At 37.6% G+C, this 26,507-nt stretch carries 22 protein-coding genes; 11 read left to right on the top strand and 11 right to left on the bottom strand.

All coding sequences use genetic code 11. From position 1 onward, the window contains the following. Positions 1–480 precede the first annotated feature (480 nt). The 5 genes from F6K23_RS09495 to F6K23_RS09475 all read right to left on the bottom strand — a co-directional run bounded on the left by F6K23_RS09495 (position 481) and on the right by F6K23_RS09475 (position 3,160). Positions 481–675, bottom strand: coding sequence for a hypothetical protein (locus F6K23_RS09495; protein ID WP_293153861.1), 195 nt, complete (start codon positions 673–675; stop codon positions 481–483). Further along, positions 638–895, bottom strand: coding sequence for a hypothetical protein (locus F6K23_RS09490; protein ID WP_293153859.1), 258 nt, complete (start codon positions 893–895; stop codon positions 638–640). The genes F6K23_RS09495 and F6K23_RS09490 overlap by 38 nt, the downstream gene beginning before the upstream one ends. Positions 896–938: 43 nt before the next feature. After that, the gene (locus F6K23_RS09485) at positions 939–1,343 is read right to left on the bottom strand and encodes a hypothetical protein (protein WP_293153856.1); all 405 of its coding nucleotides are present in this window, start codon (positions 1,341–1,343) and stop codon (positions 939–941) included. A 232-nt stretch (positions 1,344–1,575) separates the two neighbouring features. Next, positions 1,576–2,562 carry an ROK family protein gene (locus F6K23_RS09480; protein ID WP_293154120.1) on the bottom strand — a complete coding sequence of 329 codons (987 nt, stop codon included), beginning with the start codon at positions 2,560–2,562 and terminating at the stop codon, positions 1,576–1,578. Positions 2,563–2,908: 346 nt separating this feature from the next. Beyond that, positions 2,909–3,160 (bottom strand): hypothetical protein, encoded by a 252-nt coding sequence (locus F6K23_RS09475; protein ID WP_293153854.1) that lies wholly within the window; start codon positions 3,158–3,160, stop codon positions 2,909–2,911. A 450-nt stretch (positions 3,161–3,610) separates the two neighbouring features. On the opposite strand from F6K23_RS09475, the gene carB reads away from it, so the two are divergent. The 4 genes from carB (at position 3,611) to F6K23_RS09455 (ending at position 10,323) form a co-directional block, all read left to right on the top strand. Next, positions 3,611–6,841, top strand: a complete 3,231-nt coding sequence (gene carB, locus F6K23_RS09470; RefSeq protein WP_293153851.1) for a carbamoyl-phosphate synthase large subunit — start codon at positions 3,611–3,613, stop codon at positions 6,839–6,841. A 256-nt stretch (positions 6,842–7,097) separates the two neighbouring features. Continuing rightward, a complete protein-coding gene (locus F6K23_RS09465; RefSeq protein ID WP_293153848.1) occupies positions 7,098–7,223 on the top strand; it encodes a hypothetical protein in 126 nt (41 codons plus the stop codon). A 358-nt stretch (positions 7,224–7,581) separates the two neighbouring features. After that, positions 7,582–8,220: a PEP-CTERM sorting domain-containing protein gene (locus F6K23_RS09460; protein WP_293153845.1), complete on the top strand. Its 639-nt coding sequence runs from the start codon at positions 7,582–7,584 to the stop codon at positions 8,218–8,220. 1,293 nt (positions 8,221–9,513) lie between these two features. Continuing rightward, positions 9,514–10,323, top strand: coding sequence for a phosphodiester glycosidase family protein (locus tag F6K23_RS09455; protein ID WP_293153842.1), 810 nt, complete (start codon positions 9,514–9,516; stop codon positions 10,321–10,323). 801 nt (positions 10,324–11,124) lie between these two features. Here the strand turns inward: F6K23_RS09455 and cbiE are convergent. Then, complete coding sequence (gene cbiE / locus F6K23_RS09450) at positions 11,125–12,381, bottom strand: precorrin-6y C5,15-methyltransferase (decarboxylating) subunit CbiE (RefSeq protein WP_293153839.1); 1,257 nt, start codon at positions 12,379–12,381, stop codon at positions 11,125–11,127. 723 nt (positions 12,382–13,104) lie between these two features. Continuing rightward, on the bottom strand, positions 13,105–13,884 hold the full coding sequence (locus tag F6K23_RS09445; protein ID WP_293153836.1) for a DUF1868 domain-containing protein: 780 nt from the start codon (positions 13,882–13,884) through the stop codon (positions 13,105–13,107). A 33-nt stretch (positions 13,885–13,917) separates the two neighbouring features. Here F6K23_RS09445 and holA point away from each other — a divergent pair, with 33 nt between their 5' ends. From holA to F6K23_RS09425, 4 genes are all read left to right on the top strand, one after another. Further along, positions 13,918–14,919 (top strand): DNA polymerase III subunit delta, encoded by a 1,002-nt coding sequence (holA, locus tag F6K23_RS09440; protein ID WP_293153833.1) that lies wholly within the window; start codon positions 13,918–13,920, stop codon positions 14,917–14,919. A gap of 1,718 nt (positions 14,920–16,637) precedes the next feature. Continuing rightward, positions 16,638–16,784: a hypothetical protein gene (locus F6K23_RS09435; protein WP_293153830.1), complete on the top strand. Its 147-nt coding sequence runs from the start codon at positions 16,638–16,640 to the stop codon at positions 16,782–16,784. Positions 16,785–16,994: 210 nt separating this feature from the next. Then, positions 16,995–17,984, top strand: coding sequence for a hypothetical protein (locus F6K23_RS09430; protein ID WP_293153827.1), 990 nt, complete (start codon positions 16,995–16,997; stop codon positions 17,982–17,984). A gap of 522 nt (positions 17,985–18,506) precedes the next feature. Next, on the top strand, positions 18,507–18,824 hold the full coding sequence (locus tag F6K23_RS09425; protein WP_293153824.1) for an STAS domain-containing protein: 318 nt from the start codon (positions 18,507–18,509) through the stop codon (positions 18,822–18,824). A 421-nt stretch (positions 18,825–19,245) separates the two neighbouring features. Here the strand turns inward: F6K23_RS09425 and F6K23_RS09420 are convergent, their stop codons facing one another. After that, positions 19,246–19,572 (bottom strand): Rieske (2Fe-2S) protein, encoded by a 327-nt coding sequence (locus F6K23_RS09420; RefSeq protein ID WP_293153821.1) that lies wholly within the window; start codon positions 19,570–19,572, stop codon positions 19,246–19,248. 190 nt (positions 19,573–19,762) lie between these two features. Further along, positions 19,763–20,317 (bottom strand): carboxymuconolactone decarboxylase family protein, encoded by a 555-nt coding sequence (locus F6K23_RS09415; RefSeq protein WP_293153818.1) that lies wholly within the window; start codon positions 20,315–20,317, stop codon positions 19,763–19,765. A 279-nt stretch (positions 20,318–20,596) separates the two neighbouring features. Between F6K23_RS09415 and F6K23_RS09410 the strand changes: the two genes are divergently transcribed. The 3 genes from F6K23_RS09410 to hisA all read left to right on the top strand — a co-directional run bounded on the left by F6K23_RS09410 (position 20,597) and on the right by hisA (position 22,919). Beyond that, a complete protein-coding gene (locus F6K23_RS09410; protein ID WP_293153815.1) occupies positions 20,597–21,268 on the top strand; it encodes a TetR/AcrR family transcriptional regulator in 672 nt (223 codons plus the stop codon). Between the two features lie 155 nt (positions 21,269–21,423). Next, on the top strand, positions 21,424–22,110 hold the full coding sequence (locus F6K23_RS09405; protein WP_293153812.1) for a DUF2459 domain-containing protein: 687 nt from the start codon (positions 21,424–21,426) through the stop codon (positions 22,108–22,110). A 35-nt stretch (positions 22,111–22,145) separates the two neighbouring features. Next, a complete protein-coding gene (gene hisA / locus F6K23_RS09400; protein ID WP_293153810.1) occupies positions 22,146–22,919 on the top strand; it encodes a 1-(5-phosphoribosyl)-5-[(5-phosphoribosylamino)methylideneamino]imidazole-4-carboxamide isomerase in 774 nt (257 codons plus the stop codon). Between the two features lie 1,729 nt (positions 22,920–24,648). Here the strand turns inward: hisA and F6K23_RS09395 are convergent. After that, complete coding sequence (locus tag F6K23_RS09395) at positions 24,649–25,326, bottom strand: DivIVA domain-containing protein (RefSeq protein WP_293153807.1); 678 nt, start codon at positions 25,324–25,326, stop codon at positions 24,649–24,651. A gap of 371 nt (positions 25,327–25,697) precedes the next feature. Continuing rightward, positions 25,698–26,198 (bottom strand): pantetheine-phosphate adenylyltransferase, encoded by a 501-nt coding sequence (coaD, locus tag F6K23_RS09390; protein WP_287244388.1) that lies wholly within the window; start codon positions 26,196–26,198, stop codon positions 25,698–25,700. Positions 26,199–26,507: the final 309 nt, after the last annotated feature.

Below are 26,507 nucleotides of genomic sequence, written 5' to 3'. Positions count from 1 at the left end.
ACTACGCAACAGGATAAATCCGTGTTGCTCCGTCTATTCTTAGCTGACCAAAGATACACTCTCTGGGGGCAAGTCAAAGTACCCCTACACAGTCGGCTTAAGTTTAACCTTAGCTTTCTGCTTACTTTTGTGATTATATTTGCAGCCCCATTACAGTCTGCATTAATTAACCAATTATTACTACTTTTATACAAACCACGCTTCTTGATGCAGTCGCTCATGGGGGGAACCCCCAAGACCGCGCTGCATCGCTTTATTCTTTTTCCTGACGGTTTCCAATCATTGGGTTTCTCACCATAAATAGGCAGATCGTCACCATCTAAAAATGAAGCGACACTTGTATAACTCTCTTCTGTTTCTATAAATATTATTCCATATTCAGAGCATAACTGAGCTATTCTTTCTTTCAGTCTGGCTGTGGGAATTGGTACAAATTCTGAATTACTTTTTTTTCCTAATTCTATTTGATTTTTCTGACCTTTATTCCAACCAAAAACAATTGTACCAATAGAATTTTCGTGCGCAATGATTAATCACTATTCTGGCCGCTTTATTAATTCCATCACGGATTTGACGGTTGCGAATTTCAGTAATGGCAGCTAGTTTATTTGACCAAAATCCAGTCGGTTGATTTTCTTTAATAGTTGATACTTGTTTGTTGTACCAACGATTCATTGATTTTATCTGTTTCCCATCTACAACCCGCGCTTGTACCTACATTAGATACACAGGTCAACCAATTATTTACACCATGGTCTATTCCTAATACATTATCTTGATTTAATTGAGGTTTAACTACTTCTTCTTTTTCATAGATAAATTCTTGGGTAAAGCATCTGTTCCTCGGTAATATTCTCAGTTCTTTAAGAGATAAAAATTCAAGATTACTTGGCATAGGAATATAAAAGCAATCTAGACCAAACCAGCGCTTACAGGTATTACAAGCGTGGTACTCTAATTTGATTATCTTTAAGTTTTAATGCTTGTTTGGGATAGCTAACTGTAGCCATTCCCCCTTTTTTTCTATAGTTAGGAATCCTTGGTCTGTGTTCGATTGTACCTTCATTATAGGCTTTTATTAGACCATAATAAGAGCGAAATGATTCCGCTACAGTTCTCAATATTTGTTGTGCTGCTTGAGAATGTAAAACTTTATAGTGATTGTTCTTTTTGTATACCTTTTCTAAGTCATACTTGCCAATGCCTTTTTGAGACTTAAAATATAGTTGCCTGGCATAATATATTCCCATGTTAGTTAGCTTGTGAGACTGTTCGCACAAGAATTTTAAGATAGCAATTAATTCAGGATTTTTACCTGCTAAAACTTGCTGACAAGAGTACATTTGAAACAGGCGGACTGAAAACTTATTGTTGATCATAGTAACAGAGGGCTACTTTAGTTGTCTAGTCTAAATAACTCCCTTGTTTTCATCCCCACGGTTCAAACACGGGGCCTTCAACGTGGCTTTTCGGTCAAATAAAATACATCGGATTAAAATCCGACTCCTCGCCTTTCATCCATCGCTTAAAAGACGATGGCTTTCATGCTCCCGTGTTATTTAGATGATTAATTGTTTAATTAGTATGCAAACTTGTCCAAGCTAATTTAGCAGCTCCTACAATACCAGCATGATTACCTAATTTAGCCGTTAATAATTGTAAGCCTAAACGAGAACTCAACAAAACTCGTCGCTCAATTTCTGCTTTAGCTACAGGCAAAAAAAGTTCTGCACCAGCACTCACTCCCCCGCCAATAATCACAGCTTCTGGTGTCAAGATATAAATCAAACTTGCCAAACCTGCACCCAAAAGTCTGCCATAATATTCCCAAAATTCTAGGGCAAATTTGTCTCCAGCTTGAGCCAAATTTGCTAATTCCAAAGGTTCTTTACCAGTAGCTCGACGAATTGCTTGAACAGAAACATATTGTTCTAGAGACCCACTATTACCACTATTACACTTTGGCCCATCAGGATTTAAAGTAATTAATCCTAACTCTCCACCAGCACCTTGATGTCCCATAAAAAGTTGACCGTCTAAAATAATTGCTCCCCCCACACCTGTGCCCAGGGTAAGCATAATCATATTTTTAAACGGACGACCCGCCCCTAGCCAAGATTCTCCTAAACCAGCACAATTAGCATCATTAGCCAAAACTACTGCTAAACCTGTCTTTTCCTCCAAACACTCAGCCAAGGGAACATTTTGCCAATCTGTCAAATTAATTGCTACTTTAGATATTCTACCTTGGACATCAGTAGGGCCAGGTACTCCAATACCTATTGCTTGAATAACTGCTGAGTTATCTGGTTGAGATTTAGCTACAGATAAATCGAGTGGATTAACACTATAATTGTTGAGTGAAGAATTAGATATTAAACCAGAGTTCGCAGAGCGTTGCAATAACAAAATTGCTTCTACCATCACATCAACTACTGCTTTTGAGGTTGCAGGTTGAGGAGTCGGCACATTCAAAAATTGATGACAAACTCCATCTTTGTCAAAACGCCCCAGTTTAATTGCCGTTCCCCCTATATCAATACCTATTACCTGAATATCCATGTTAGTTAGTCTGTGTTTAGCTGGCACACAATGCACTTTAACGCTTTTCTAGGTCATCAAGGGCGCAAACGGGACATCTAAAGCGTAGCATTGCCTCAACAAAACAAGAAACTTCATCAGGAAATTGGGTACAGTTATCCTTGTTTTGAAGTTCCCGTTATCATCTCATATAATGTGTCCCCTTCGGGGGAGCTACGCTGACGGTAGAACAATTATAATAGAGCTGCGTAGTTTTACTTTAGCAATAATATAAGTATTGCAAGAGCTAGAGCAAAACTACAAACAAAAACTTTATTATTGCTAATTAAGCGGACATGATATTAGATTCAACGACAGAGAACTTCACTTAATATCTTTCAACACTAGAATTAAATATAGGTTCAACCCGGATAGCAATTATAGCAGAGGGACGAACAACCATATATTCTCCTTGAATAGTCTTAATTGGCACATTTACAAACTCTGGAGAATCATGCTTTGGAACTATAACGCCACTGTACCAGGTTTGAAATTCTTTAAGAGTCAGAAAACGTACTTCTTCGCGAGCGCCACCTTCTAACAATAGGTGTATAGCAAATTCATCAGGGTTTCTAGGCATATCTTTATCAGTTATCAGTTATCAGTTACCAATTATCAGTATCTCCTACTGTTTGCGCAGCATTCCGTAGGAAAGCAGAGCGACTATATCTAATAGGGGTTAAAGGTAGTTAACTCCTACAGGTGGTTTATATTTTCATATTTTGCGTAAGTCCTGATCCTTTTAAAAGGAAAGGTCTGAGACCTTATTTCTTGGACAAAAGTTAAAAATATTAATTCCGACTTCTATAAAGTCAGATTAATTAATCATAATAATAGTAATAATAGAAGGATTATATAATTAATTAAATTAATAATTAATCATTCCCTATTCTTTTTTTCAGAGTATTTAAAACTTATCCTTTGAATGCCCAAATATAAAATTGGTCTGTATATCATAACACTACAACTATACTAACCCTTAAAATACTGTGGATTAAACCTTAATTGTCAAACAAATAAATATAAATCTATGCCGCGTCGCCAAGATATACGCAAAATTCTACTTGTTGGTTCTGGTCCGATTGTAATTGGCCAAGCTTGTGAATTTGATTATAGTGGTACACAAGCTTGTAAAGCTCTTAGAGAAGAAGGATTTGAGGTTGTGCTGGTCAACTCCAATCCAGCTACAATTATGACAGACCCAGAAATTGCCGAATGTACTTACATCGAACCCCTGACTCCTGAACTTGTAGAAAAAGTCATTGCCAAAGAACGACCAGATGCTCTCCTACCCACAATGGGCGGTCAGACAGCTTTAAATATAGCAGTATCTTTGGCCAAAAATGGTACTTTAGCTAAGTATGGTGTTGAGTTAATCGGGGCTAAACTACCAGCAATTGAAATGGCCGAAGACCGACTGCTATTCAAAGAAGCAATGGCTCGAATTGGCATCCCAGTTTGTCCATCAGGTATTGCTAGTAGTTGGGCAGAGGCAAAGGTGATCGCCAACGAAATCGGTACTTATCCTCTAATTATTCGTCCTGCTTTCACACTGGGGGGGACAGGAGGAGGGATTGCTTACAATCAGGAAGAATACGAAGCAATGTCGCAAGCAGGGATAGATGCTAGTCCAGTATCTCAAATCCTAGTGGAAAAATCGTTGATTGGTTGGAAGGAATATGAACTTGAGGTAATGCGAGACTTAGCAGATAATGTAGTAATTATCTGTTCGATCGAAAACATTGACCCGATGGGTGTACATACTGGAGACTCAATCACTGTTGCTCCAGCTCAAACATTAACGGATAAGGAATATCAACGACTGCGAGATGCTTCGATTAAAATTATCCGGGAAATAGGGGTAGAAACTGGGGGTTCTAATATTCAGTTTGCTGTCAACCCGGTGAATGGAGATGTGATTGTGATTGAAATGAACCCACGGGTGAGTCGCTCTTCAGCTTTGGCGTCAAAAGCTACTGGTTTTCCTATTGCTAAAATGGCAGCAAAATTAGCAGTAGGTTACACCTTAGATGAGATTCCTAATGATATTACTAAAAAGACACCAGCTAGTTTTGAACCAACTATAGATTATGTTGTCACGAAAATTCCTAGATTTGCTTTTGAGAAATTTCCAGGTTCCCAAGCAGTGCTGACAACTCAGATGAAGTCGGTGGGAGAAGCAATGGCAATAGGTAGGACATTCCAGGAATCGTTTCAGAAAGCATTGCGGTCTTTGGAAACAGGTAGGGCAGGTTTTGGTAGCGATCGCTGGGAAAAGTTACCCAGTTTAGAACAAGTACGCTCCGGGTTACGCACACCTAACCCAGAGAGAATGTTTACAGTACGTCATGCTTTGTTACTGGGAATGACTGTAGAAGAAATATATGAGTTGACGGGAATTGATATTTGGTTTCTGGATAAGATGCGGGAGTTGACCGATACAGAAAAATTGATTAAGCGCACTCCGCTCAACGAATTAACAAAAGAGCAGATGTGGGATATTAAACGGCAAGGTTTTAGCGATCGCCAAATTGCATATTGTAGTAAGACTGATGAGGATGAGGTCAGAAGTCATCGGTTGAGTTTGGGAGTTAAACCTGCTTATAAAACGGTGGATACTTGTGCAGCAGAATTTGAGGCGCTGACACCTTACTATTATTCTACTTATGAAGAAGAGTCAGAAGTTTTGCCTTCTGAAAAACGGAAAGTAATGATTCTGGGAGGTGGACCCAACCGCATTGGTCAGGGAATAGAATTTGACTATTGTTGTTGTCATGCTAGTTATGCTCTGGGAGAGGATGGGTTTGAAACAATTATGGTTAACTCTAACCCAGAAACTGTTTCGACTGACTATGATACGAGCGATCGCCTTTATTTTGAACCTTTGACTAAAGAGGATGTACTAAATATTATTGAGGCGGAAAACCCGGAAGGAATTATCGTTCAGTTTGGCGGACAAACACCTCTGAAGTTAGCGGTTCCTCTGCAAAAATATTTAGAGCAAACAGAAACTAAAACAAAAATTTGGGGCACTTCCCCAGACTCTATCGATACCGCAGAAGACCGAGAAAGGTTTGAGCAGATTTTGCGAGATTTAGATATTCGTCAAGCTGCTAACGGTCTCGCCCGCAGTTTTGAGGATGCGCTGGAGGTGGCACAGAAAATAGGTTATCCGGTAGTGGTACGACCATCCTATGTGTTGGGAGGCAGGGCGATGGAAATTGTCTATTCGGACCAAGAGTTAGAGCGTTATATGAAGTTTGCGGTACAGGTGGAACCGGAACATCCGATTTTGATTGACAAATTCTTGGAAAATGCGATCGAAGTTGATGTGGATGCCATTGCGGATAGTACTGGTCAGGTGGTTATTGGTGGAATAATGGAACATATTGAAGAGGCAGGTATTCACTCTGGTGACTCTGCTTGTTCTATTCCTTATCAAACTTTAGCTCCTGCTGCAGTGGAAACAATTCGTAAATGGACTGTTGCTCTGGCAAAAGCATTGAATGTTATCGGGTTAATGAATATTCAGTTTGCGGTGCAAGGGGAAACAGTATATATTTTGGAGGCAAACCCCCGTGCGTCGCGAACAGTACCTTTTGTGTCTAAGGCAATAGGAACACCCTTGGCAAAAATGGCATCGCGAGTCATGTCTGGAAAAAAGTTAGAGGAATTGGGTTTTGTGGAGGAACAGATACCCGAACACGTTTCTGTGAAAGAGGCGGTGTTACCGTTTGCGAAATTCCCCGGTACAGACACAATATTAGGACCGGAAATGCGTTCCACTGGTGAAGCGATGGGTATTGATGTTGACTTTGGTAAAGCTTTTGCAAAAGCACAGTTATCCGCAGGGCAAAAATTGCCTTTGGAGGGAACAGTATTTGTGTCAATGAGCGATCGCCATAAAGAAGCAGTTGTGCCAGTGGTTAAGGACTTGATTGAGTTGGGTTTGAAAGTGATAGCTACTGAGGGAACTCGGAAGGTATTGTGTTTGCATGGTTTGGATGTGGGGTTGATGTTGAAGTTGCATGAAGGGCGACCAAATGTTTTGGATGGGATTAAAAATGGAGAAATTCAGTTGATTATTACTACTCCTTCTGGGGAGGAAGCGCGTGCTGATGGGATTAAAATTCGGCGGAGTTCGTTAGATTATAAAGTGCCATTAATTACGACTATTGCTGGTGCGAAAGCAACGGCGGCGGCGATTCGAGCGTTGAAGTCTGAAGTTTTGGAAGTGAAGGCGATGCAGGATTATTATTGAAGAAGGAGTCAGGATACAGGAGTCAGGAGTCAGAATTAATTTAGTTGTAGAGTTTGTTGCATAGTTAGCTTCGTAGGGACGTTCCATGGAACGTCCCTACATTTGACAATACAAAAGATTCTTATAAAAAAGTAAAAGAGGGGAGCAAAGTTTACAGCAGTTTTCAGGTCAATAAACCACATCGTCATCACCAAAACCCTCTAGGGACGTTGCATGCAACGTCTTTGTGGTCTACCGAAATGAAAAGCGCTGTAATTTGTTACCCCTCAATTTTTTACTTCCCTTTGCGATCGCTACTTTCATGCCACAAAGTTGCTATAAATTGAAAACTTCTGTCGTAACGCACCTAGCGATCGCTCTGTTAATCTACAACACCAAATAAAATTCCATTATCTTGAGAATATTTTTTATACAAAGTTTTATTATATCACTTCCAGCCTTCTTAGATGTACTAACCAATAAAAATTTCTATAATTTATCTGAAGCCGTAATAAAGCTATTATTTAAGCATAATATCCGGAAAACTTAGTCTAGCTTAATCAAAACTTTATAAGTACCGTTGCCATAGCTATACACCTCAAGCCTTTATCTAGTAGTTAATTCCACTAATTTTAACTACTAAAAACACCGTAGATGAAATTAAAGATTCTGTAAAGTTAGGCAGATCAGTATTGCGAAAATTTCGGGGGGGGGGTAGATTAATGTTGTAGGCAATAAATCTTAACTCAGGAAATTTAATTATGTTGAAAAAGCTTTCAATCGCTTCTGGATTAACTACCGCAGGATTAGCGTCTGCTTTAACTTTAATAGCATCTGTTCTTCCTGCTCAAGCAGCAACTATAGAACAAACTGTAAGCAATTTTTCTAATCCAATCTCATTTGATGGCTTTGATTCTTCTGTAGGAAACCTTACAGGAGTTTCTTTAGATTATGATTTATCTGGTACAGGTTCAGCATTTGACCCAGCTCAATTATGTACAGGTTTTGAGGATTGTGAAGGAAGTTTTGTCTTATCTTTGTCTGGTAGTGGAGCTTTTGCTGGTCTGTCTGATGTAGACAGTGTTTTTGTTAGCAACCCTCAAGTAGATGATGGGGTTTCTGTAAATTTGAGTATAATAGACTGGCAAGTGTTCGACACCAGTGCGTTTGTAGATGTAGCTTCTGTTGGTGATGTGGTTGTAGAGTTTTTTGCGGATGGAGACCTTGGCAATGACTTTTTTGGTGGTCTTAATCTTTCCGAAGTGTCAGGAGAAGTTACTTTAAAATATGATTTTGAGGAAGTTCAATCAACACCCGAACCTGCTTCTATGCTAGGTTTACTAGCCATAGGTACTATCGGTGCTACTTCCCTGAAACGCAAACAAAAAGAAGAAAAGTAGGTTCACAGGTCTAATTTCTGGCAAACCTACGTCAAATTTAAAACCTAACTTAAGTATATCTCCAAATATTTGATTCTGAGGAGATGCACCCGAAAAATATTTAGGGTGTGTCTCTCAATTTTTTCATGTAATATTTTCTCCAGCAAAACAATTGTCATTGCCAGCGACAGCATTTACAGAGCATTCCTTTAGGAAAGCAATCTCCAGAACTCAGGGATGACTATGCTAAAAACTGCTCCGCTAAAGCTTCATAAATCACTATCTGATCGAAATTCATACCAAATCCAATTACTATAGACTACAATATATTATTGAGAAAACCTTAATATATATGAATTTTAGCTTACTTATTTGTGGTCTAGGTAAACTGGACTTGGTATCAATCCGTTTTTTTGATTGATTACCGAAAAATTGTGGGTATGCGCCTCCCCTTTTAAGGGGATAATAAAAAAAAATTTTCATCTCTTTGTCAATCCTCTCCTTGAAAAGAAGAGGTAATTATTCATTATTCATTATTCATTATTAATTGTTGAAAGCGGTTTTCATTTGGGTAGACCACAGTAAGGACGTTCCATGGAACGTCCCTACAGGATTTTGCTTGTGAAGATGTGGTTCATCAGTTTGAAAAGCGCTGTAACTGAAAACAGGGACGTATTTGCCAGTCATTTCAGTTATTAGTTATCAGTTATCAGTTATCAGTACCTCAAATCTGAAGTAGGAAGCTTGAAATACTGAATCTATTTTTTTTCATCCCCTTGAAAGGGGAGGCGATTGACCTTATTTTTTGGTCATAAAGAGAGTTTAGGCTATATTGACATACTCCCGACGTTGTGCATAGCGCGACAACGCGGGATTCTTCAGCCATGAAAAAAATGACCGCTGTTTCGTGTGAGGTGATGTCCTCCCCCTGTATTGACCTTGATGATAACATGCATACCTCCTAGCTTGTCAAGGGTATAGGAAGGTTTTATTTGTGGAGGTATCCGACTATTGGCCCTGGCTTGACCATACGACGCTCCCCTAATAGCTGCCGCCACCATCCTCCGCCAACGGGAGAGCGCGGGACTTCCCGCCAGGGAAGTTAAAGCTCTAAAAATTGTGTAAGTCCCCTCACAGGGTGACAAGCACTTCAAAACTATTAATTATCAATCGGAAGTTATTTTCCGGCAAGGAAAAATTAACCCTCTAGCATTTCCAGATATTTCTGTTTCAGTTAGTTCTTTTTTCGCAGAAAATTAATGATAAAAAGAAGCTATGGTTATTGAGCAAGAAGATTAGATTTAAAATTCAAAGATGAACAAAAAAATCAAAATAGGTTTGTGTGTGATTGTATTGCTTTGTTTAGGAGGAGTAGGAATTACTGTTGTCCAACGAGCAAAAAAATTAGACAAAGAAATTATTTCTCAGCAAACTGTCGATCCTGATTCGAGTTTTCAAGATGGTGAAATTATGGCATATAAATTTAATAACTATGAGATGACGATTGTTTCTTTTATTGGTAATTTTGATTTGATATACAAACCATCCCAGGCTGAATCAGTCAAAACTGTTGCAACAAAATCGAATTATAAATATATAGTTAATGGCTCATTTTTTGAAGAATCGAAAGAACACGCTGGATGGCTTTCTGTATTAGGTAAAGTAAAAACTCCGGTCAAAGAAGATAAACAACTTTCCCATATTATTAGCTTTAACCCAAATACAGAAGAATTGAAGTTTGTTGAAACTAAACTATTTGAACCTTCAACTGAGAAAACTAATATTGAATTTCAGTCCGGTCCGTTAATTATAGATAGTAATCAAGTAACAACAAAATATATTAACCAATCTCTTAATGGTCTTTTGCTATTTGAAAGAACATTATTAGCCTATACAGAAGAAGACCGAAGAAAATATTTTATTATTACTAAAGAGAATGTCAAATTAGATGAGCTGGCAGACTATTTGTTAAAGCTTTCTGTGTTTTCAGGTAAGACCTTACATATTGTTAATTTAGATGGAGGTTCTTCGGTGGCATTGTATTCTCAAACCCATCCAGAATTGAATTTTAATGAAACAGCTATATTGCCTATATTATTAGGATTACAGCGCTTTTCAGATTGATGAACCACATCTTCACACATCAAACCTTGTAGGGACGTTCCATGGAACGTCCCTACTGTGGTCTACCCAAATGAAAACCGCTGTAAAGTGAGCCATTATGTAAATTTGGGCTTAATTATGTAGCGAATATTATTTATCGTTCAACAATTATGAAAATTAGGAGTAAAATTTGTGATTGTAGTGATTGTAGGTTGGGTTAAGCGCAGCGCAACCCAAAAAAACTTTTAGAATCAAAGGGTTTTGTTGCATGAATGTTGCGATCGCAACTACCCACGGGACGACGACTCTCATATTTAATTGCTCAAGGAAAACAAGCTGCATTCAACAATGAATAATGAATAATGAATAATGAATAATGAATAATTACCTCTCCTTGAGAATAAATTGAAGAGGATTGACAAATTCATGAAAATTTTTTTTCACAGGAGTCGATTGGATATGGCGAGGAGACCTCGCCATCCCATCCTAGGTCATGCTGCGCAAACGACCGCTTATTATCCCCTTAAAAGGGGAGGCGCATACCCACAATTTTTCGGTAAGGGCGCGATTCGGCAGCTTTGCGGAACGCAAATGGCCATTCGCCCCTACAGTATAGACTCTTATCTTTAAAGACTGAATAACACCGATGCTACCGGATTTGATATAACTATTCATTAACACGGAGAAACTCTGAAAGCACTTCATCCAGCTTTTCCTCTTTCACTGCTCCAGTTTTTAGACTAAAACACCAACGATATAAATACCGAATATCGCCATTAGGATCGCGATTGCCTTCATTTGTCGCAAATACATTACCCTGTGCTAACTACTAATAATCATAATATTCACTGGATTGAGTGGAGTAAAGCGAGTTAAATTAGCTATAGGTATAGATCGAGATAACTGTACTTGCAAAAGACGATAATTCCAACTCCGATCACTCTTTTTTCTTTCCTCTACCCAACTTAAAGCAGTATGCAAATTTTCCAAACTGGTAAATGCTAATACTATCATTCCTCCAGGTAGCATCCTCATCCCACAAACTCCCAGAATATTCCTAAGTTTACCACTACTACCCCCAATAAAAATTCTATGGGGAGGGCGCAGGTGATGCAAAATATCAGGAGCATTACCGTGAATAGAAACTACATTGTTCACCTGAAAGCGACGGCAGTTTTCTTCAATTAAACTTGTTCCAGCAGCAGTTTTTTCAATTGCATATACTGTAGAATCACTAAAAAGGCGGGCAATTTCAACTGAAACAGAGCCACTACCAGCACCAATATCCCAAATAATTTGTCCTGGTTGCAAACCCAACTCAGCCAAAATTAACACTCGTATTTCCCGTTTAGTCATTAACCCTGGGCGGTCATCGTAAGTAAAAAAATAACTATCCGGTATTCCCAACCAAGGTAAATTAGTTAAATCCACAGATTGATTAGCTAATTTACCTTGACGTAATAATACCACTACATTTAACGGAGCAAATATTTCTTGTTGTGCTTCACCTATAGACCATTGTTGAACTCGTTCATCCTCACTACCGATATTTTCACAGACCCAAAAATGATAGTCAATTGGTAAATCTAAAGCCAATAATAAATTAGCGATCGCCTTTGGTGTATGACTATAGTCTGTTAACACTGCTATTTTCTCAATTCCCTGTTGCAGTGCTTGAATCAACTCATCCATCGAGCGGCCATGAACACTAATTATTTTAGCATCTTGCCAAGGAATTTTGAGGCGACTAAAAGCTAATTGTACCGAACTCAGATGCGGATAAAACCTTAATTTTTCTGGCGGAAAATGAGTTACTAATAACCTCCCTAAACCAAAAAACAAAGGGTCTCCTGAAGTTAAAACTACGATACAACTATTAGGGGTATCTAAATGCTGTCGTATTTCTACAATTGTCTCAAGTATATCTTCCAGTACAATAATTTCGGCAGAATGATTAGGAAAATAACGGAGATGGCGATCGCTTCCTACTAACACAGTCGCCCTTTCAACAATTTTCCGCACTGACTCATTTAGTCCAACAACTCCATCTAAACCTATGCCAATAACATTTATACTCACGATAATTTATAGCTATATCAGTAGTCAGTAGTCCGTAGGAATTATATAAAAGGCGCTGCTGAACTAAGGGGTGAATCTTTGCAAAAAAGGTAACACATCTTTGTATACTTCCTTCTTGTTCTAAAACTATAATTCCAATGGGCAAATATGTAACGCCCTCCACACTCCCCACACTAATTCCAATGCGCAAATATGCAACGCCATATAAAATACTCCAAATACAATTTTTAAACTCTGCCCTTAAGGACAAGTTACGATCAAAATTCTAACTTATCAAGTCAAAAAATGGCGTTGGTGAATCAACATCAGAATTAAGATATTTGGACTAACCGTAATCAACATCAGAATTATGAATACCCCTTTCATTACTTGCTCCCAAACAACCCGTAAACGAAATAATCTGTAGGGACTTTGAATACAAAGTCCCTACCTATTCCCTATTCCCTATTCCCTATATTATTTCTGGCCTAATTTAATTAGGGCTTGCTGATTAAATCTAAAAGTCTTTATAGATAAAGGTTTTAGCCTTGTTAAGTATCAAAAAGTGCGAGGTTTTAAGTGGTAATAGTTCAAAAATGAGCGAATTTTGGTCAAGATTTGGGCAGAACAATCTTGGGACAATTCTTACTCCTAGCTCCTCACTCATTCCCATTTCTCCTGTCTCCTGTCTCCTGTCTCCTATCTCCTACACCTACTATAAAGACTTTTGAGGGCAAACCCTAATTACAAATCTACAACAGGCCAATCTGGTTGTCGATAATAACGTATCATATTATCAAACTTTCGGAGTTCTCCGCGACGCAACAACATTTCTGAATTGTTTTCCAACCATTGATTATTTAATTCTAAAATCCCATCTCCCACAGCAGCAATATCTAAATCTGATGGAATTTCCCCAAAATATCCCAAGGTAATATGAGCAGTAAAGTGATATTGCTGTTCAATACCTAAAGCAATGAAATTAGGATTTTGATAAATTGACCGACGTAGTTGTAGAATCCGATCATAAGAACTTTCATCTTTTGGGACTAGACAAACACCAATAGCTCTAGTCATTACTACAATTCCTAAAACTTGCCAGCGTACTTGATGGCCACTTTGGGCAATAAATAACTCTTGAAAACTTTCAGCAATACAAGAGCGTAGTTTTTCTTCAAATTGAGGATTACTTTGACTAGCATCTAGAAAAGCACTTTCCCAAATTAAATCAGCTAAGGTTAAATGAAAACTATTGCCAGGCAAGGGAATCATTAAATTAGTTCCCAATAGTTCTACCAATAGTTGTTGAGATTGTTGCAAATACTGATAAAAGTTGCCGTTTTGCGAGTCTTCTTCCCCCGGTGGAGTAATCACAGAATAGCCAGGAAAATTCTTAGCCTCAATTTGGCCATCCAGTTTAGTGAATTTCGGAGACTGTTGGATATATTCCAACTGAGATTTGTAACTTGATAGCAAGGTTGTCTGTGCTACTCGGTTAATGTAGTTCTGATATGTATCGTCCAATCTTAATCGCCCCTTATCAAAAAATAGCTTCTTATGCCAATTTACCTATACTTTGGCGAGGATGAATATTCAATGATGCTAGCAGCTAATGCTTTGCGTGAATCTGTCCTCGATCCTAACTGGGCTAGCTTTAACTATGACAAAATTTTACCAGCAATAGATGCTGTTCAAACTGGATTGAATCAGGCCATGACTCCTCCTTTTGGTTCTGCTAGTCGTTTTATCTGGCTAGTCGATACTAATATAACTCAGCATTGTTCACAAAATCTATTGGAAAATTTGGAAAGTACTCTACCTCAGATTCCTGAAACTACTGTGCTATTGTTGACTACGCCCAATAAACCTGACAAAAGACTTAAGTCCACAAAATTGATCCAAAAATGGGCTGAGGTTAGAGATTTCTCTCCTATTCCTCCTTGGAAAACAGAATTACTGGAGCAGCAAGTCAAAGAAGTTGCTCAGGAAATAGGAGTCAAACTTAATTCTAGTGGGGTTACTTTTTTAGCAGAAGCTTTAGGTAACGATCGCCGACTACTTCATAGTGAGTTGACTAAATTACAGTTATATGTATCTGGAGATTCTGTAGTGGACTTAGAAGTAATTACTACTCTAGTCGGTTCTCAGACTCAAAGTAGTTTAAAGTTAGCTACAGCAATTCGTTTAGGTGATACGGTTAAAGCTTTGCAGTTAGTGGCAGATTTAATTGCCCACAACGAACATCCATTACGAATAGTGGCTACTCTAGTAGGCCAATTTAGAATATGGTTTTGGGTAAAGCTAATGATAGAGACAGGGGAGCGAGATGAAAAAGCGATCGCTCAAGCTGCGGAGATAGGCAACCCTAAAAGGATATATTTTTTACGACAAGAGGTTAATTCTTTGTCCTTAAATCAATTACAGAAAACCTTACCTTTATTACTAGAGCTAGAAGTAAGTCTCAAGCAAGGAAAAGAGCAAATATCTACACTACAAACTAAAGTAATAGAACTTTGTCAGGTGTTTTCTCAGAAAAATATCTTCAGTAAAAAATCGTAGAACTATCATCGGCTGGGAGTCAAAATTTAGGACATCGGAATTATTATGGCCTTGAATAAGGAATAAGTGGATGGGGACTCAAATTTCAACCAATTGTAAACACCGCTTATGAGGTGCGGGGTATTAAACCCAAAAGAAAAAGATAATTCAAACACCCCGATTGGTCTGAGTAAATTCGTATAGTTTATCTTCTAGTTTATCTTCAGGTTTTCCCTCGTCATAATCATCATTGTTGGAGATATTTATTCAGGACATATAAAGCCATTAAATTGCCAACAGGAAAAAACCTAGAAAATATTTAACAATTAACGCGAGCATCATTTTTAATCTTTAATGTCCCCTCAAATCACTGTTCTTAAAAATTAATAAAATTAATCAGATTGGCATACCATAATCAGCTAAACTATTCATAAGTTTTCTAATTTATTGACACTAAGTAAAAAAATTAGAGCTTCTATTAAGCATCATAATATGATTTAGATAAATATAACTACAGGTATAGACAGATAAGAAGCAATTTTTAATTATTAGATCTTGTTAACAATTTATAATTTCTGCTAATATACAATCCAAGTAGTAGGTTTTCTGATTCTGAAATCATCGGCTATTGGTCAGCCTATAGAAATTAATTTAATTGATTGTGGAGGAAAATCTGGACGAGGTAAAAATTAGTGGTAATAAGATTGTAGTTAATAGAGTAAAGTCGATGAATTTATAAACCTAAAAAATGACGGGAGTAAGTACGCAGCGCCCGTTTTAACGGCTGGTTGAATAACGACACGCGGGTAATAAAGCGTAGTGAAAATATGCTATACTTAAAAATAGTGGAATAGTAAGTAAGAACAAGGTTTGTCGCTATGACCTTTAGCTAGTGCGGTGAAATTCCGGTGGACAGGAGACGGGGAATTAATTTCCTACGACGGCTGTTTGCGTAGCATTCCGCAGGAAAAGCAAGAAGGCAGCTAGAGCAGCGAGAAGATTGCTCCAACATATTGAGTAAAACCACTGGTGAAAGCTATTCAAAAAAAGTAAGCTAACAGCTAGATAATAGTCTATGCCGAGAAGCCTAGAAGTCTGCCCTTCAGGCTTGAAGCAAATGTGGATTTATGAGGGGCTGCGTGCGGAATTTACTTCCGCACTTTAAACGCCCCGTCCCATTTGCGGTGGGTTAACCGCAGAATCCAGGGTGTTTCAACCCCTGGAGATGTCAATAAGGTATAAATCTGTATAGAGAACGTAAGACCCAAAATTAAGTTAACTTAGTGGAGGCAGTACTCTGATTCTTGGTTTGCGTTCCGCAAGGCTACGCAAATAACGAGTCCACTTAAATCAAAGACCTTGCGGAATCTAATCGGTGAGATGGTTCTTTGCCCAAGGGCTTACTCTATTCCAAGAGTCTGTTCCCGTATCCCCTACGGTACAGTTCAAACCTCAAAAAAACTTTGGTTATCTGGTACTTTTTGCTTAGAGCTTTTCCATGCATAAGCGTTCCTATGCAAAACCCCATAACTCTTCTCTTGGTCAGCATTCCCTTGCCCCTGAGGGTGACGCGGGGTCTGACCGCAATTTTCAAGGTGAATCGTGCGCTACGATTAGTAGCTAGGTTTTTAGAGCGGTTGAATACCTTCAGCTTTCTTAAGCATAGCACAAAGTCCCCCTTTTAGGGCTATCCCTTATAAGGAAATGCTAAAACCCTTTTCTGATAGGGAGATAGGGAGATGGGGAGATGGGGAGATGGGGAGATGGGGAGATGGGGAGATGGAGAGAATGGAGAGATAGGACCTCCCCCTAACGCCTCCCAGGAGTGGAATATGGGAGAAAAGCCTCTAATTAAATACGTTTACTCTCCCGAAATATCCATTTAATGGCAAATACATAACTTCTCTCTTTTATCAAATTTTATGTTAAGAAAGATGTTTATAAAGCATAGCTTTTAGGGGGAGGCTTTATACCCAGGTTTTTGGTAAATCAGGAAGCTCAGAGACAAAAAGTTTTGGTTTTAGTAATTCACTATAATAATTAAATAATTTTAAGTAAATCAACTATTCGCCCTCCAGCCCAAAGGAGCGCTATTTATGGCATCAAATAATCTACGGGAACTTGCTAAACAAGGAGATCCAAAAATTATCTCCTCAATTATTAACCACTCACTACAAAAAAAAGGTATTAACGTCCAAGTAACTAGGGACAATGGTTGTCTTGAAGTTACACTCGAGTCCGATCAAGTTGCTAATCAACAAGCTCCTCTTGTTGAATTTATTAGAACTGGAATCGTTAAATTGGGAGTTGAATCAATCCACACAGTCAAAGTGTATGGTATTCAGACTGGCGATCAACAACCAGTCTGGGAAGATGAAATTATTTTAGGTACCCCACCCAAATCGGATCTACCTGACTTTGAAGAAGAAAGACCGGACTTAGAAGATATTCAGCAACCTATAGATCACATAGATCACTTAGATCCAGAAGAAGTTGAAGCTGACTACGAAACTGAAACAGACGAAGATTATTACCAGGAGGGAGAATACGACGAAGAAACTGAGTATGAAGAAACTGAGTATGAAGAAAATGAAGAGGAAATATCACAGCAACCTCAAGCTCAAAAAAAGAAAACTCCTCTCATTCTGAGAATATTGCTACTAATTTTGTTAGTATCATTAGGCACCCTTGCTGCATTCCACTTTAGTGGAATATTTCCCTTCCCCTATCTAAGTGACTCAAAACCAGAAAACACTGAAACTAATGATCCAGGATCATCTCAACCAGAAACATCTTCAGAAGATACTGAAACTTCACCACCTCCAAAAACCAATGATTCGGGAAGTACTGTTTCAAACCCTTGGTATTTTGCTGTCACAAGTGCCCAAAGTGCTGCAAAAAAAGCCCAGACTGCTCAAACAAAATCTGAATGGAATGCGGTAGCTAATGATTGGCAAAAAGCTGTCGATCTGATGAAAGAAGTGCCAGAGTCTAATCCAAATTACCAAACAGCACAAATAAAAGTTCTTGAGTATCAAAATTATCTAGATGTAGCAAACCAAAAAGCAGATCGAGCTGCTAATTAGGCCTTTTCCATAGAATAGCTAGAGATTAGGAAAAGAATGCGATCGCATTCTTTTTGTTATGTCTTATGATTTTTCTCATGTCAGAAACTCTCCTACTGTTCCCTATTTATTTTCATTTGTTTGCTTAAAAATTTAATTTTTTGCCATTTTCTGAAATGTAAATGCTAAAACTACTATCTGATTTGTTCTTGTGAGCTATCTATAGCATGCGAAAGAGTTAGTTAGGATATAGACTGATTGTGAACCTTAGAGAGAGAAATGTTTTTCCCACTGTTGCCTTTTCTTTAATATAGCACCTATTTTAGTGACTATATTAGCCATTGGAATTTTCTTGTTCCAGCTTAATATCAATTGTGATCTATATCATTAGTTAGTCAACAGAAGTATCACTAACCAAGCTTCATATTATCACTAGCCAAGCTTCATGTTATCACTAAGTTATACTTATGAGAATCACTTACTAACTACATCATAATATTAGATAATTACCTTATATTTCAAATTAGCAATGTAGGAAAAATCATGGCACTCTTAATTCGTCCTTTAGGTGACTTTAATAAAAAAAAGAGTTCTCTGCTACAACATAAGTTGAAACAAATTCTATCTAATAGCTCAGAACATTGCTGTGTAGTAGACCTTGCCACTATCCATTCCATTAATAATTATGGATTAGTGACTTTGGTCACATTACATCGTATAGCTAAGAAAAATAATTGTAACTTATATCTAATAAATTTGAACGATCCAGTTAAATATTATCTAGAACTTACTGGACTAGACAGAAAATTTAATATTAAGCAGAATGTGAAAAATGTTAACTATAGTCAGTTAGTAAACTAACTTTTTGTTCTTATATTATCAATCAGGACAAGCACGTTATTTGATGATTTAGAACTCATAACTCAAAACAAAGGAAGGATTATGTACTGTGTATAAGTAGGAAAACTTGATAAATGTAACTATTGTATTGTAGGAGGAAGTTTTTCACTAACTATACAACACAACAAGATTTCAGACCGGGGAGTTTAAACAAGAATAGATTGATTGTTTGTATAATCCCTTAATGATTAATATCAATTATCATTTGAAACAAATCCTTATGAGTACCATTTTGATGATTATAGTCATAGTTAACAAGTATACTACTTAAAAAATCTGCCTTAATACTCTTTTTTCCACTTACTCCAATAAATTCATATTCCTCAGTTACTTTTTGAATTAACTCAGGAATTGGTAATCTTGGCTCATATCCACCATAAATCTAAATACAATCTTCTTTAACAATTAATTCTAAAGGTTGGGTAACTGGTTGAGTCTCTAATTTACCTGCCTTATATAATTTTCCTGCTCCATCAAATTCTAGGGCGTGAAAAGGACAAGTTATTGTGTTTCGTTCTTGACAAAACCAGCCATTAGATAAGGGAGCTTGAAAATGAGGGTAGATATTATCGAGAGCAAAAACTTCGCCTTTTTTGTTCTGCCAAATAACATAATCTTTCCCATTTAAAGTGATTTTTTTAGGTTGATTAACTCCTAGCATAGACTTATGAGCAATCAACCAAGGTGCGCCTGGTAAAATCGGTTCCATATCTACCTCTTATATAGTTGGGAGTAGGGGAGTGGGGGAGATTGAAGGCTTGAAGTAATTATAGAATTATCATCATATATTATATAGCCGGATTCTATTATCAAAAATTATATTTACTAACAAAAAAAATGTTTTAATTTCCTAGATTTATCTATAGGGTTGTATTATTTTTTAATTCTGAACTTGAATATTATTCAAATAATAATTCCCTAGCTCCAGCATAACCAGAATCTACTATTTGACAAGCCATTTGTTCATAAGCTCCAGACTCATTTGGTGTAGTAGTTGCCAAACCATCTACATAGCGATTAAACATACAAAAAGCTGCTGCAATTAATACTGTGTCATGAATTTCTTTATCTGTTGCACCTACACTTTTTGCCTCTTGAATATTATCCTCAGAAACTTGTTTACTACCAAGCTGTACTTTTGCTGCTATTTTCAGTAGCGCTCTAAGTTTGTCGGTAATATCTGCATTCTCAACGTTGTCGTAAACTGCATCAACTAAATTACTATTGCGTTTGAGAAGTTGTTTTGCAACCGTACCGTGAACACCTGTACAAAAGTTACATTCGTTCAAGTAGGATACATAAGCACCTATTAGTTCCCGCTCCTCAACTGATAGGGGTGAGTCTCCTCTCAATAAGGTTTCGCTCAATTCCAACAGCAGTTTGCCTGTATCTGGTCGATACTTCATTAACCCCACAATGCCGGGAAAGCCTGATGGTATATCGATATGTGCCATCTGTCGCTCCTCTTCTGTTTTTGCTAACTAAATATTTAGTTAATTATTAAGATAAAGCTTTTAAATGTTGTTTGTCAAGAGTTAACAAAGCAAATGCTAATATTAATCAGCTAAGGACAAAGGCCATATTTTGGCCATAGCAATTAGTGTAAAACTTGGCCTTTTCAGAGCAAGGCATTAACGAAGTCAGAAGTCAGAAGTCAAAAGTCAGAAATTGTTGGCAGGGTTGCGCGACCCCATTATTTTGATAAACTTTTTGGGAGTCTATTTATAACAGTTGTGAACCATCAAGGCAAAAAAAAACCATCGCCTAACAAGAAAGAAAGGTTGCGCGATCGAGAAGCAACAAAAGCAGAAATTTTAGATGCAGCAGAAGAGGAATTTGCGAAATATGGTTTAGCTGGGGCAAAGATAGATGCGATCGCAGCTCGTACAGGAGTAACAAAAGCCATGATTTACTATTACTTCAAAAGTAAGGATGCTTTGTATCAGGAAGTTTTTCAACGCTTGGTCAAAGAACTTAATCAAATGATTCAGCAGTCCAACCTGGAGCAGTTACCAGCAGAAGTAGCTTTGAAAATGGTAATACGTTCAGCGATCGCCTACGAAGCATCTCATCCGTATAGAGGGAGACTGTGGTTCCATGAAGCAATTCAAAATCAGGGTAAATACGGAAAATTAACTGGTTGGCAAGATAGCTTTGTATTTTTAATGGATATTTTGGAGCGGGGAATAGGAGAAGGAAGTTTCCGGCAGGTTGACCCATTTTTGACAACTATAAATATTCTGGGGATTTGTGTTTTTTATTTTGATGCTCAGGAAAATCTCAGTTATCTCAAGCCAGATCGACAACTTTTGAGTCAGGAAATGATTGAAAAACAAACTCAAGAAGTCATCAATTTAGTTCTAGGTGGTGTGCTTTTATATTCAGAAAACTCTAGTAAAGTTTAAAATATAAAAAAAAGTTAAATTTTCCTATAGTAATTTAATTGGTTTATTTTTACATCTATAATTTATTTTTAATAACCTGGAATCTATTCTGAATATAATATCGTCATAATAGATGTTTATATTGATGATCCCAAATAAATAAACCGCCAGTTGTTATGTTAAAAAATCGAATTGTTAGATTGGTATTAAGTACGATTGTATCTATAATAATTTGCTTAATTATTGGTTATTTTACTCCGAAAAATTGGTATGATAATTCTTGCGATATGACTTTCTTAAACAAAGGTATATCTATCTATATTTATAATACTGGTATCCATACAGATATTCTAGTTCCAGCCAGAACTAAAAATTGGGATTTGCAGCAACATTTCAACTTAAAATTAATAGCTAATCCATCAATTTCCATAAATTATCTAGCTTTTGGCCTTGGCGATCAAGCTTATTTTCTCGAAACTTATACTGGGACATCATTGCCAATTGTGACAATTTTTAAGGCCATGTTCCTACCAACACCCTCTGCTATAAGGGTATTAGCATATAGAAATATTCCTCAACAATATGAAATTAAGTGTGTTATAATTACCCAATCTAATTACCGTAGGCTGATGAAATTTATCAATAATTCCTTCCAGTTAGATGCCCAAGGTAATAAAATCAACCTGATCGTAGATAGTAGTTATGGAGGCGGTTTTTATGCAGCAAAAGGTAGTTATTCAATTTTAAGAGCTTGTAATGATTGGACTGCAGAAGGTATGAAATTAGCAGGAGTAAAAACTCCTCTATGGTCCGGACTTTCTAGTTCGATTATGTATCATATTAACAGTAGGTGCAACTGTTAAAAAAATAGTAGTTTTGAATACCAAAAATATTGTCTATGAATATTATACCCGCAATCGATATATTAGATGGACGTTGTGTACGATTATATCAAGGAGATTATAAGCGAACGCAAATTTTTAATGATAACCCAGTTGATGTAGCAAAAAGGTGGGTAGATGAAGGAGCAACAAAGCTACATTTGGTAGACTTAGACGGTGCAAAAGCAGGTCAACCCGTAAATCAAAAGACAATAGAAGCGATTATCAAAGCAGTAGATGTACCAATACAATTAGGGGGAGGTTTACGCAACTATTCTGCAGTGGCAAGTGTGCTTGCTCTTGGTGTCAAACAAGCTATTTTAGGTACTGTAGCGGTCGAACGACCTCAGTTAATATCTAACCTCTGTCAAGAATTTCCTGGTCAAATTATTGTAGGTATTGATGCCAGACATGGTAAAGTAGCTACTAAAGGGTGGTTAGAAACATCTGAGATATCAGCAACTGACCTCGCTCGGCAAATGGCTAAACTAAAAGTTGCAGCGATCATCTATACTGATATTCACCGAGATGGCACTCTCAAAGGGCCTAACATAGAATCCTTAAGGGAATTAGCTACTGCAATCAATATTCCCACTATTGCTTCTGGCGGTATTAGTTCAATTACTGATTTGTTAAGTCTGTTAGCACTAGAACCCATGGGGGTAGAAAGTGCAATTGTTGGTCGTGCTTTGTATACTGGTGATATTAGTCTTACGGAAGCAAATCAAGCCGTAGGTCAAGGACGTTGGCAAGATATTCCTCCAAATTTAGGATATTCTGCTTTTGCTTAATATCAAATCCGTTTAATTGCATATAGATCCAATTTAGACCGATATAGAATAGGAAATATAGCAGGGAACAGCTCATCTTTGGGAAAAATATTTCCCCTTATTAGGTTCATCATCAGCATAAGTCAAACACCAACTTGTTCCTTGCTATAGAACCAATTTTACATCTAAGAAAAGGCCGCCTTACATCATCAACCTCACAAAGCAAAGATTAATTTTGGCAGTCGCATTAGTTAGATTTCTCTCAAAGTTTTTGACGAGGATTTTACATATTTTGACATACTCTCCAGTCTAAAGACACGGAGATTCTCCTGAAACCAGGATTCTTGGTTTGCGTTCCGCAAGGCTACGGCAACACAGACTCCACTTAAATTAGATACCTTGCGATACCTAAGCCAGAGATGGTTTTCTCCTCAAGCGTTTGCTCTATTGCCTCTTTTCCTACAGAATACCTCGCAAACAGAGGAGCATTCATATAGGAATGGTGCGCAAACGCTATTAACTAGCTATCAGCTTGGACGTTCCGGAATGCGACCCTTGCCAGCATTTAGCTGGAGCGCTAAAAATTCGAGGGTAACGGTCTCCCACGCTTATTTGAAAAAATTAGTGGTGCGCCTTTTATGGGGGTTTGTAGACGCGGAGTGGCTTCTCTTGAGTATCCCCCCATTATACACCTTGAAAAGCTGACTGCTGATAACGTAGTTCCTCCTACTAGTGGTCTGTCAGCTTTGAATTGATGAGTTGAGACGACCAGAGGGAGCAGAAAAGACAGAAGCTACAGAGGAAGATTAACCCATCAAAACTAACTTGACAGACCACTAGGAGGCTAGCTGAGTGCTTACTGCTACTTCAAGAGGCTGTGAACCTATGCCCTACAGTACAGTTAAAACCTGAAAAATTTTGGTTCTCTTGTACTTAGTGCTTAAAGCTTTTCCATGCACAAGCATTCCTGTGCAAAACCGCATAAATCTTCTGTTGGTCAGCATTCCCTTGCGCCTGACGGCGACGCGGGGTCTGGCCGCAGTTTTCAAGGTGAATCGTGTGCTAAGATTAATAGCTAGGTTTTTAGAGCAGTTGAATAGCTTTGCCACTTATTACTAGTATAACATAAATTGGCCTGAAAAGGGCAAGACTTTAAACCCAATTTTTCGGTAATTCAAGAATTTGACCTTTCAATTACCCATGTTAGGCTGCCGGAGTACAGCATGATTCGTGGATCGAGCTTTGGTAGCAAATGTACTTCAAGACACTGAAATATCTCAAATGGGTTCTATGGGTTCTCAAATGTCACGACATTTTCTGTTGATGCCCACATTCAGAACATATTTAAGAACTTGGATAAAACCATGACTAATTCATTGTCCCTATAGAACCCATTTGATAGCTATATAATTATGGTAGTCAAGTCTTTTCGCGCATCAATTTTGACCGAAAATCATCTGAAGGAGTGTTTAATTTTTTGTATTATCTCTCCCCACATCTTCCCTCTTCCCTCTTCCCTATTTCCTATTCCCTCTTCCCTCTTACCAAAAAATGAGGGTATGTGCCTCCCCTTTTAAGGGGATGAAAAAAATATTTAGTTCAGTATTTCAAGCCTCCGACTTCAGTCGGAGGTTCACTGATAACTGATAACTGATAACTGATAACTGAAATGACCTCCTGTCTCCAGTATAGCTGTCTCCTGACTCAAGGCTAAAAAAACTTGATATTTATGAAGATACGATCAGGGGTTCTATAGATCATTAGTAGGATTTAGTGGCTTTGGTATATTTCCATTTCCTTCTCCTTCTAATTGTTGACGACCATTGCGAATGACCTTGAGCATATCAGTTAACTGCTGTTCAATACTATCCAGAACATGATCGGCATAGTCATCTGCACCATTTTGAATTTCATCACACTCTGTGATCGCTCTAGCTTTCATTTCCTCCAACTCTTGTTGAGCTTGATAGCGAATTTGTTCAATTTCAGCAATAGTAGCTTGTTGAATCGCTTCACAATCAAGCTGAACCTGATTTCTGAGCTGATCTGCTTCTACCTTAGCCTGCTGCACAAGACCCATTTCATTTAAAATTTGGGAAGCTCGTTGTTCAGCATTTTCAATAATCTCTTCCGCATAAAGTTCAGCTTCTTGAAGAATATCATCTTTATGCCGAACAATCATTTCTGCTTCCTGAAAAGCAACTGGTAAATTCAGACGTACTATATCTAACTGATCTAGTAACTGTTCTTCATCGATCAGAGTACGTCCTACAAAAGGAATTCTGGGACTATCGAGAATAATCTCCTCCAGCCGATTTAGTTCTCGCTGGATATCAACTCCAGGGGAGCTACTAGCGGGTTCACCCTCGATATCTTGTCCACTTACTTCTGGTTCAATATTGGCTTTAGCTGAGTTTTGTCCTAACATTATCAACTGTTATTTATTTATTAAAGTTCGTCCCATAAAGGGAATTCTAGGACTATCAAGAATAATCTCTTCCAATAGATTTAGTTCCTGCTGGATATCAAATCCAAGGGAGGCAATGGTAGGTTTATTCTCGATATTTTGTTCATTTACTTTTAGTTCAATCAGGATTTAATCTTTATGGGAGACAATCCAGTGTCCTTCTAAGTTCAGATGCACTATATTTAGCTGATCGAGTAGTTTTCATCCACCAGGGCAAACCCTACAAAGGAAATTCTAGGACTATGGATAATAATTTCCTCCAGCCGATTTAATTCTTGCTGAATATAGGTTCCAGGGGAGTTACTGGTGAGTTGCCTCGATATTTTGTCCACTTACTGCTGATTTAATATTGGCTGAATTTTGTCGTAACATTTATAAATATCAATAGCAATGTGCTGAGGAACGAGATGATCTACCGATCCACCAAAAATGGCAATTTCTTTAACTACACTACTACTTAAAAAGCTATATTCATTAGAGGTGGCCAAAAAAACTGTCTCTATTTCAGATAATAAGGTTTTATTTGTGTGGGCCATTTGAAGTTCTTTTTCAAAATCAGAAAGAACTCGTAGACCTCGAATCAGGACTTTAGCCTGTCGCATTTTTGCATAGTTTACCGCTAAACCATCGAAACTGGCTACCTCCACATTAGATAGGTGTTGTGTGGAATAGTGAATTTGATTTAAACGTTTCTCAATGGCAAACAAAGGAGTTTTACTAGGATTTTGCAGTACGGCCACAATCACCTTTTCAAAAAGCTTACACCCTCGTTCAATAATATCTATGTGACCGAGGGTAATAGGGTCAAAACTGCCTGGATAGATTGCAATCACAATATAGCTACTATATTAAGAATAGTTATTCAAATATTTTAGCAAGGTTATTAGAAATATTTCCAAGATATTATTTGTCTGTTTTTTTGAGGTAGTATTATATCAGGAAAGTAATCAGTATTTTTTGAATTAGATGATATTTGGGATTTGCTAGTGGTGCATTGTGATTTTTTCAGTAACAGCATAGTGAGGGTTATAGCCACCATTCACCATTACTATACAGAACTACCAAGATTTTTGATCGATAAAAATATATTTCGGTTTTAGTTTGATTTATTTTGGTAATAACTGCCAGACAATAAAGATAAT

It is taken from the genome of Okeania sp. SIO2C9 (assembly GCF_010672455.1).
In the GTDB taxonomy this organism is placed as follows: Bacteria; Cyanobacteriota; Cyanobacteriia; order Cyanobacteriales; family Microcoleaceae; genus Okeania.
The sequence above is the reverse complement of the archived record's forward strand: the minus strand, read 5'-3'. Positions and strand labels throughout refer to the sequence as shown.

Coding starts and splice junctions, on each gene's coding strand:
- F6K23_RS09495 (WP_293153861.1), bottom strand. CDS start 675: ATGAATCGTTGGTACAACAAACAAGTATCAACTATTAAAGAAAATCAA.
- F6K23_RS09490 (WP_293153859.1), bottom strand. CDS start 895: ATGCCAAGTAATCTTGAATTTTTATCTCTTAAAGAACTGAGAATATTA.
- F6K23_RS09485 (WP_293153856.1), bottom strand. CDS start 1,343: ATGTACTCTTGTCAGCAAGTTTTAGCAGGTAAAAATCCTGAATTAATT.
- F6K23_RS09480 (WP_293154120.1), bottom strand. CDS start 2,562: ATGGATATTCAGGTAATAGGTATTGATATAGGGGGAACGGCAATTAAA.
- F6K23_RS09475 (WP_293153854.1), bottom strand. CDS start 3,160: ATGCCTAGAAACCCTGATGAATTTGCTATACACCTATTGTTAGAAGGT.
- carB (WP_293153851.1), top strand. CDS start 3,611: ATGCCGCGTCGCCAAGATATACGCAAAATTCTACTTGTTGGTTCTGGT.
- F6K23_RS09460 (WP_293153845.1), top strand. CDS start 7,582: ATGTTGAAAAAGCTTTCAATCGCTTCTGGATTAACTACCGCAGGATTA.
- F6K23_RS09455 (WP_293153842.1), top strand. CDS start 9,514: ATGAACAAAAAAATCAAAATAGGTTTGTGTGTGATTGTATTGCTTTGT.
- holA (WP_293153833.1), top strand. CDS start 13,918: ATGCCAATTTACCTATACTTTGGCGAGGATGAATATTCAATGATGCTA.
- F6K23_RS09435 (WP_293153830.1), top strand. CDS start 16,638: ATGGGGAGATGGGGAGATGGGGAGATGGGGAGATGGGGAGATGGAGAG.
- F6K23_RS09430 (WP_293153827.1), top strand. CDS start 16,995: ATGGCATCAAATAATCTACGGGAACTTGCTAAACAAGGAGATCCAAAA.
- F6K23_RS09425 (WP_293153824.1), top strand. CDS start 18,507: ATGGCACTCTTAATTCGTCCTTTAGGTGACTTTAATAAAAAAAAGAGT.
- F6K23_RS09420 (WP_293153821.1), bottom strand. CDS start 19,572: ATGGAACCGATTTTACCAGGCGCACCTTGGTTGATTGCTCATAAGTCT.
- F6K23_RS09415 (WP_293153818.1), bottom strand. CDS start 20,317: ATGGCACATATCGATATACCATCAGGCTTTCCCGGCATTGTGGGGTTA.
- F6K23_RS09405 (WP_293153812.1), top strand. CDS start 21,424: ATGTTAAAAAATCGAATTGTTAGATTGGTATTAAGTACGATTGTATCT.
- hisA (WP_293153810.1), top strand. CDS start 22,146: ATGAATATTATACCCGCAATCGATATATTAGATGGACGTTGTGTACGA.
- F6K23_RS09395 (WP_293153807.1), bottom strand. CDS start 25,326: ATGTTAGGACAAAACTCAGCTAAAGCCAATATTGAACCAGAAGTAAGT.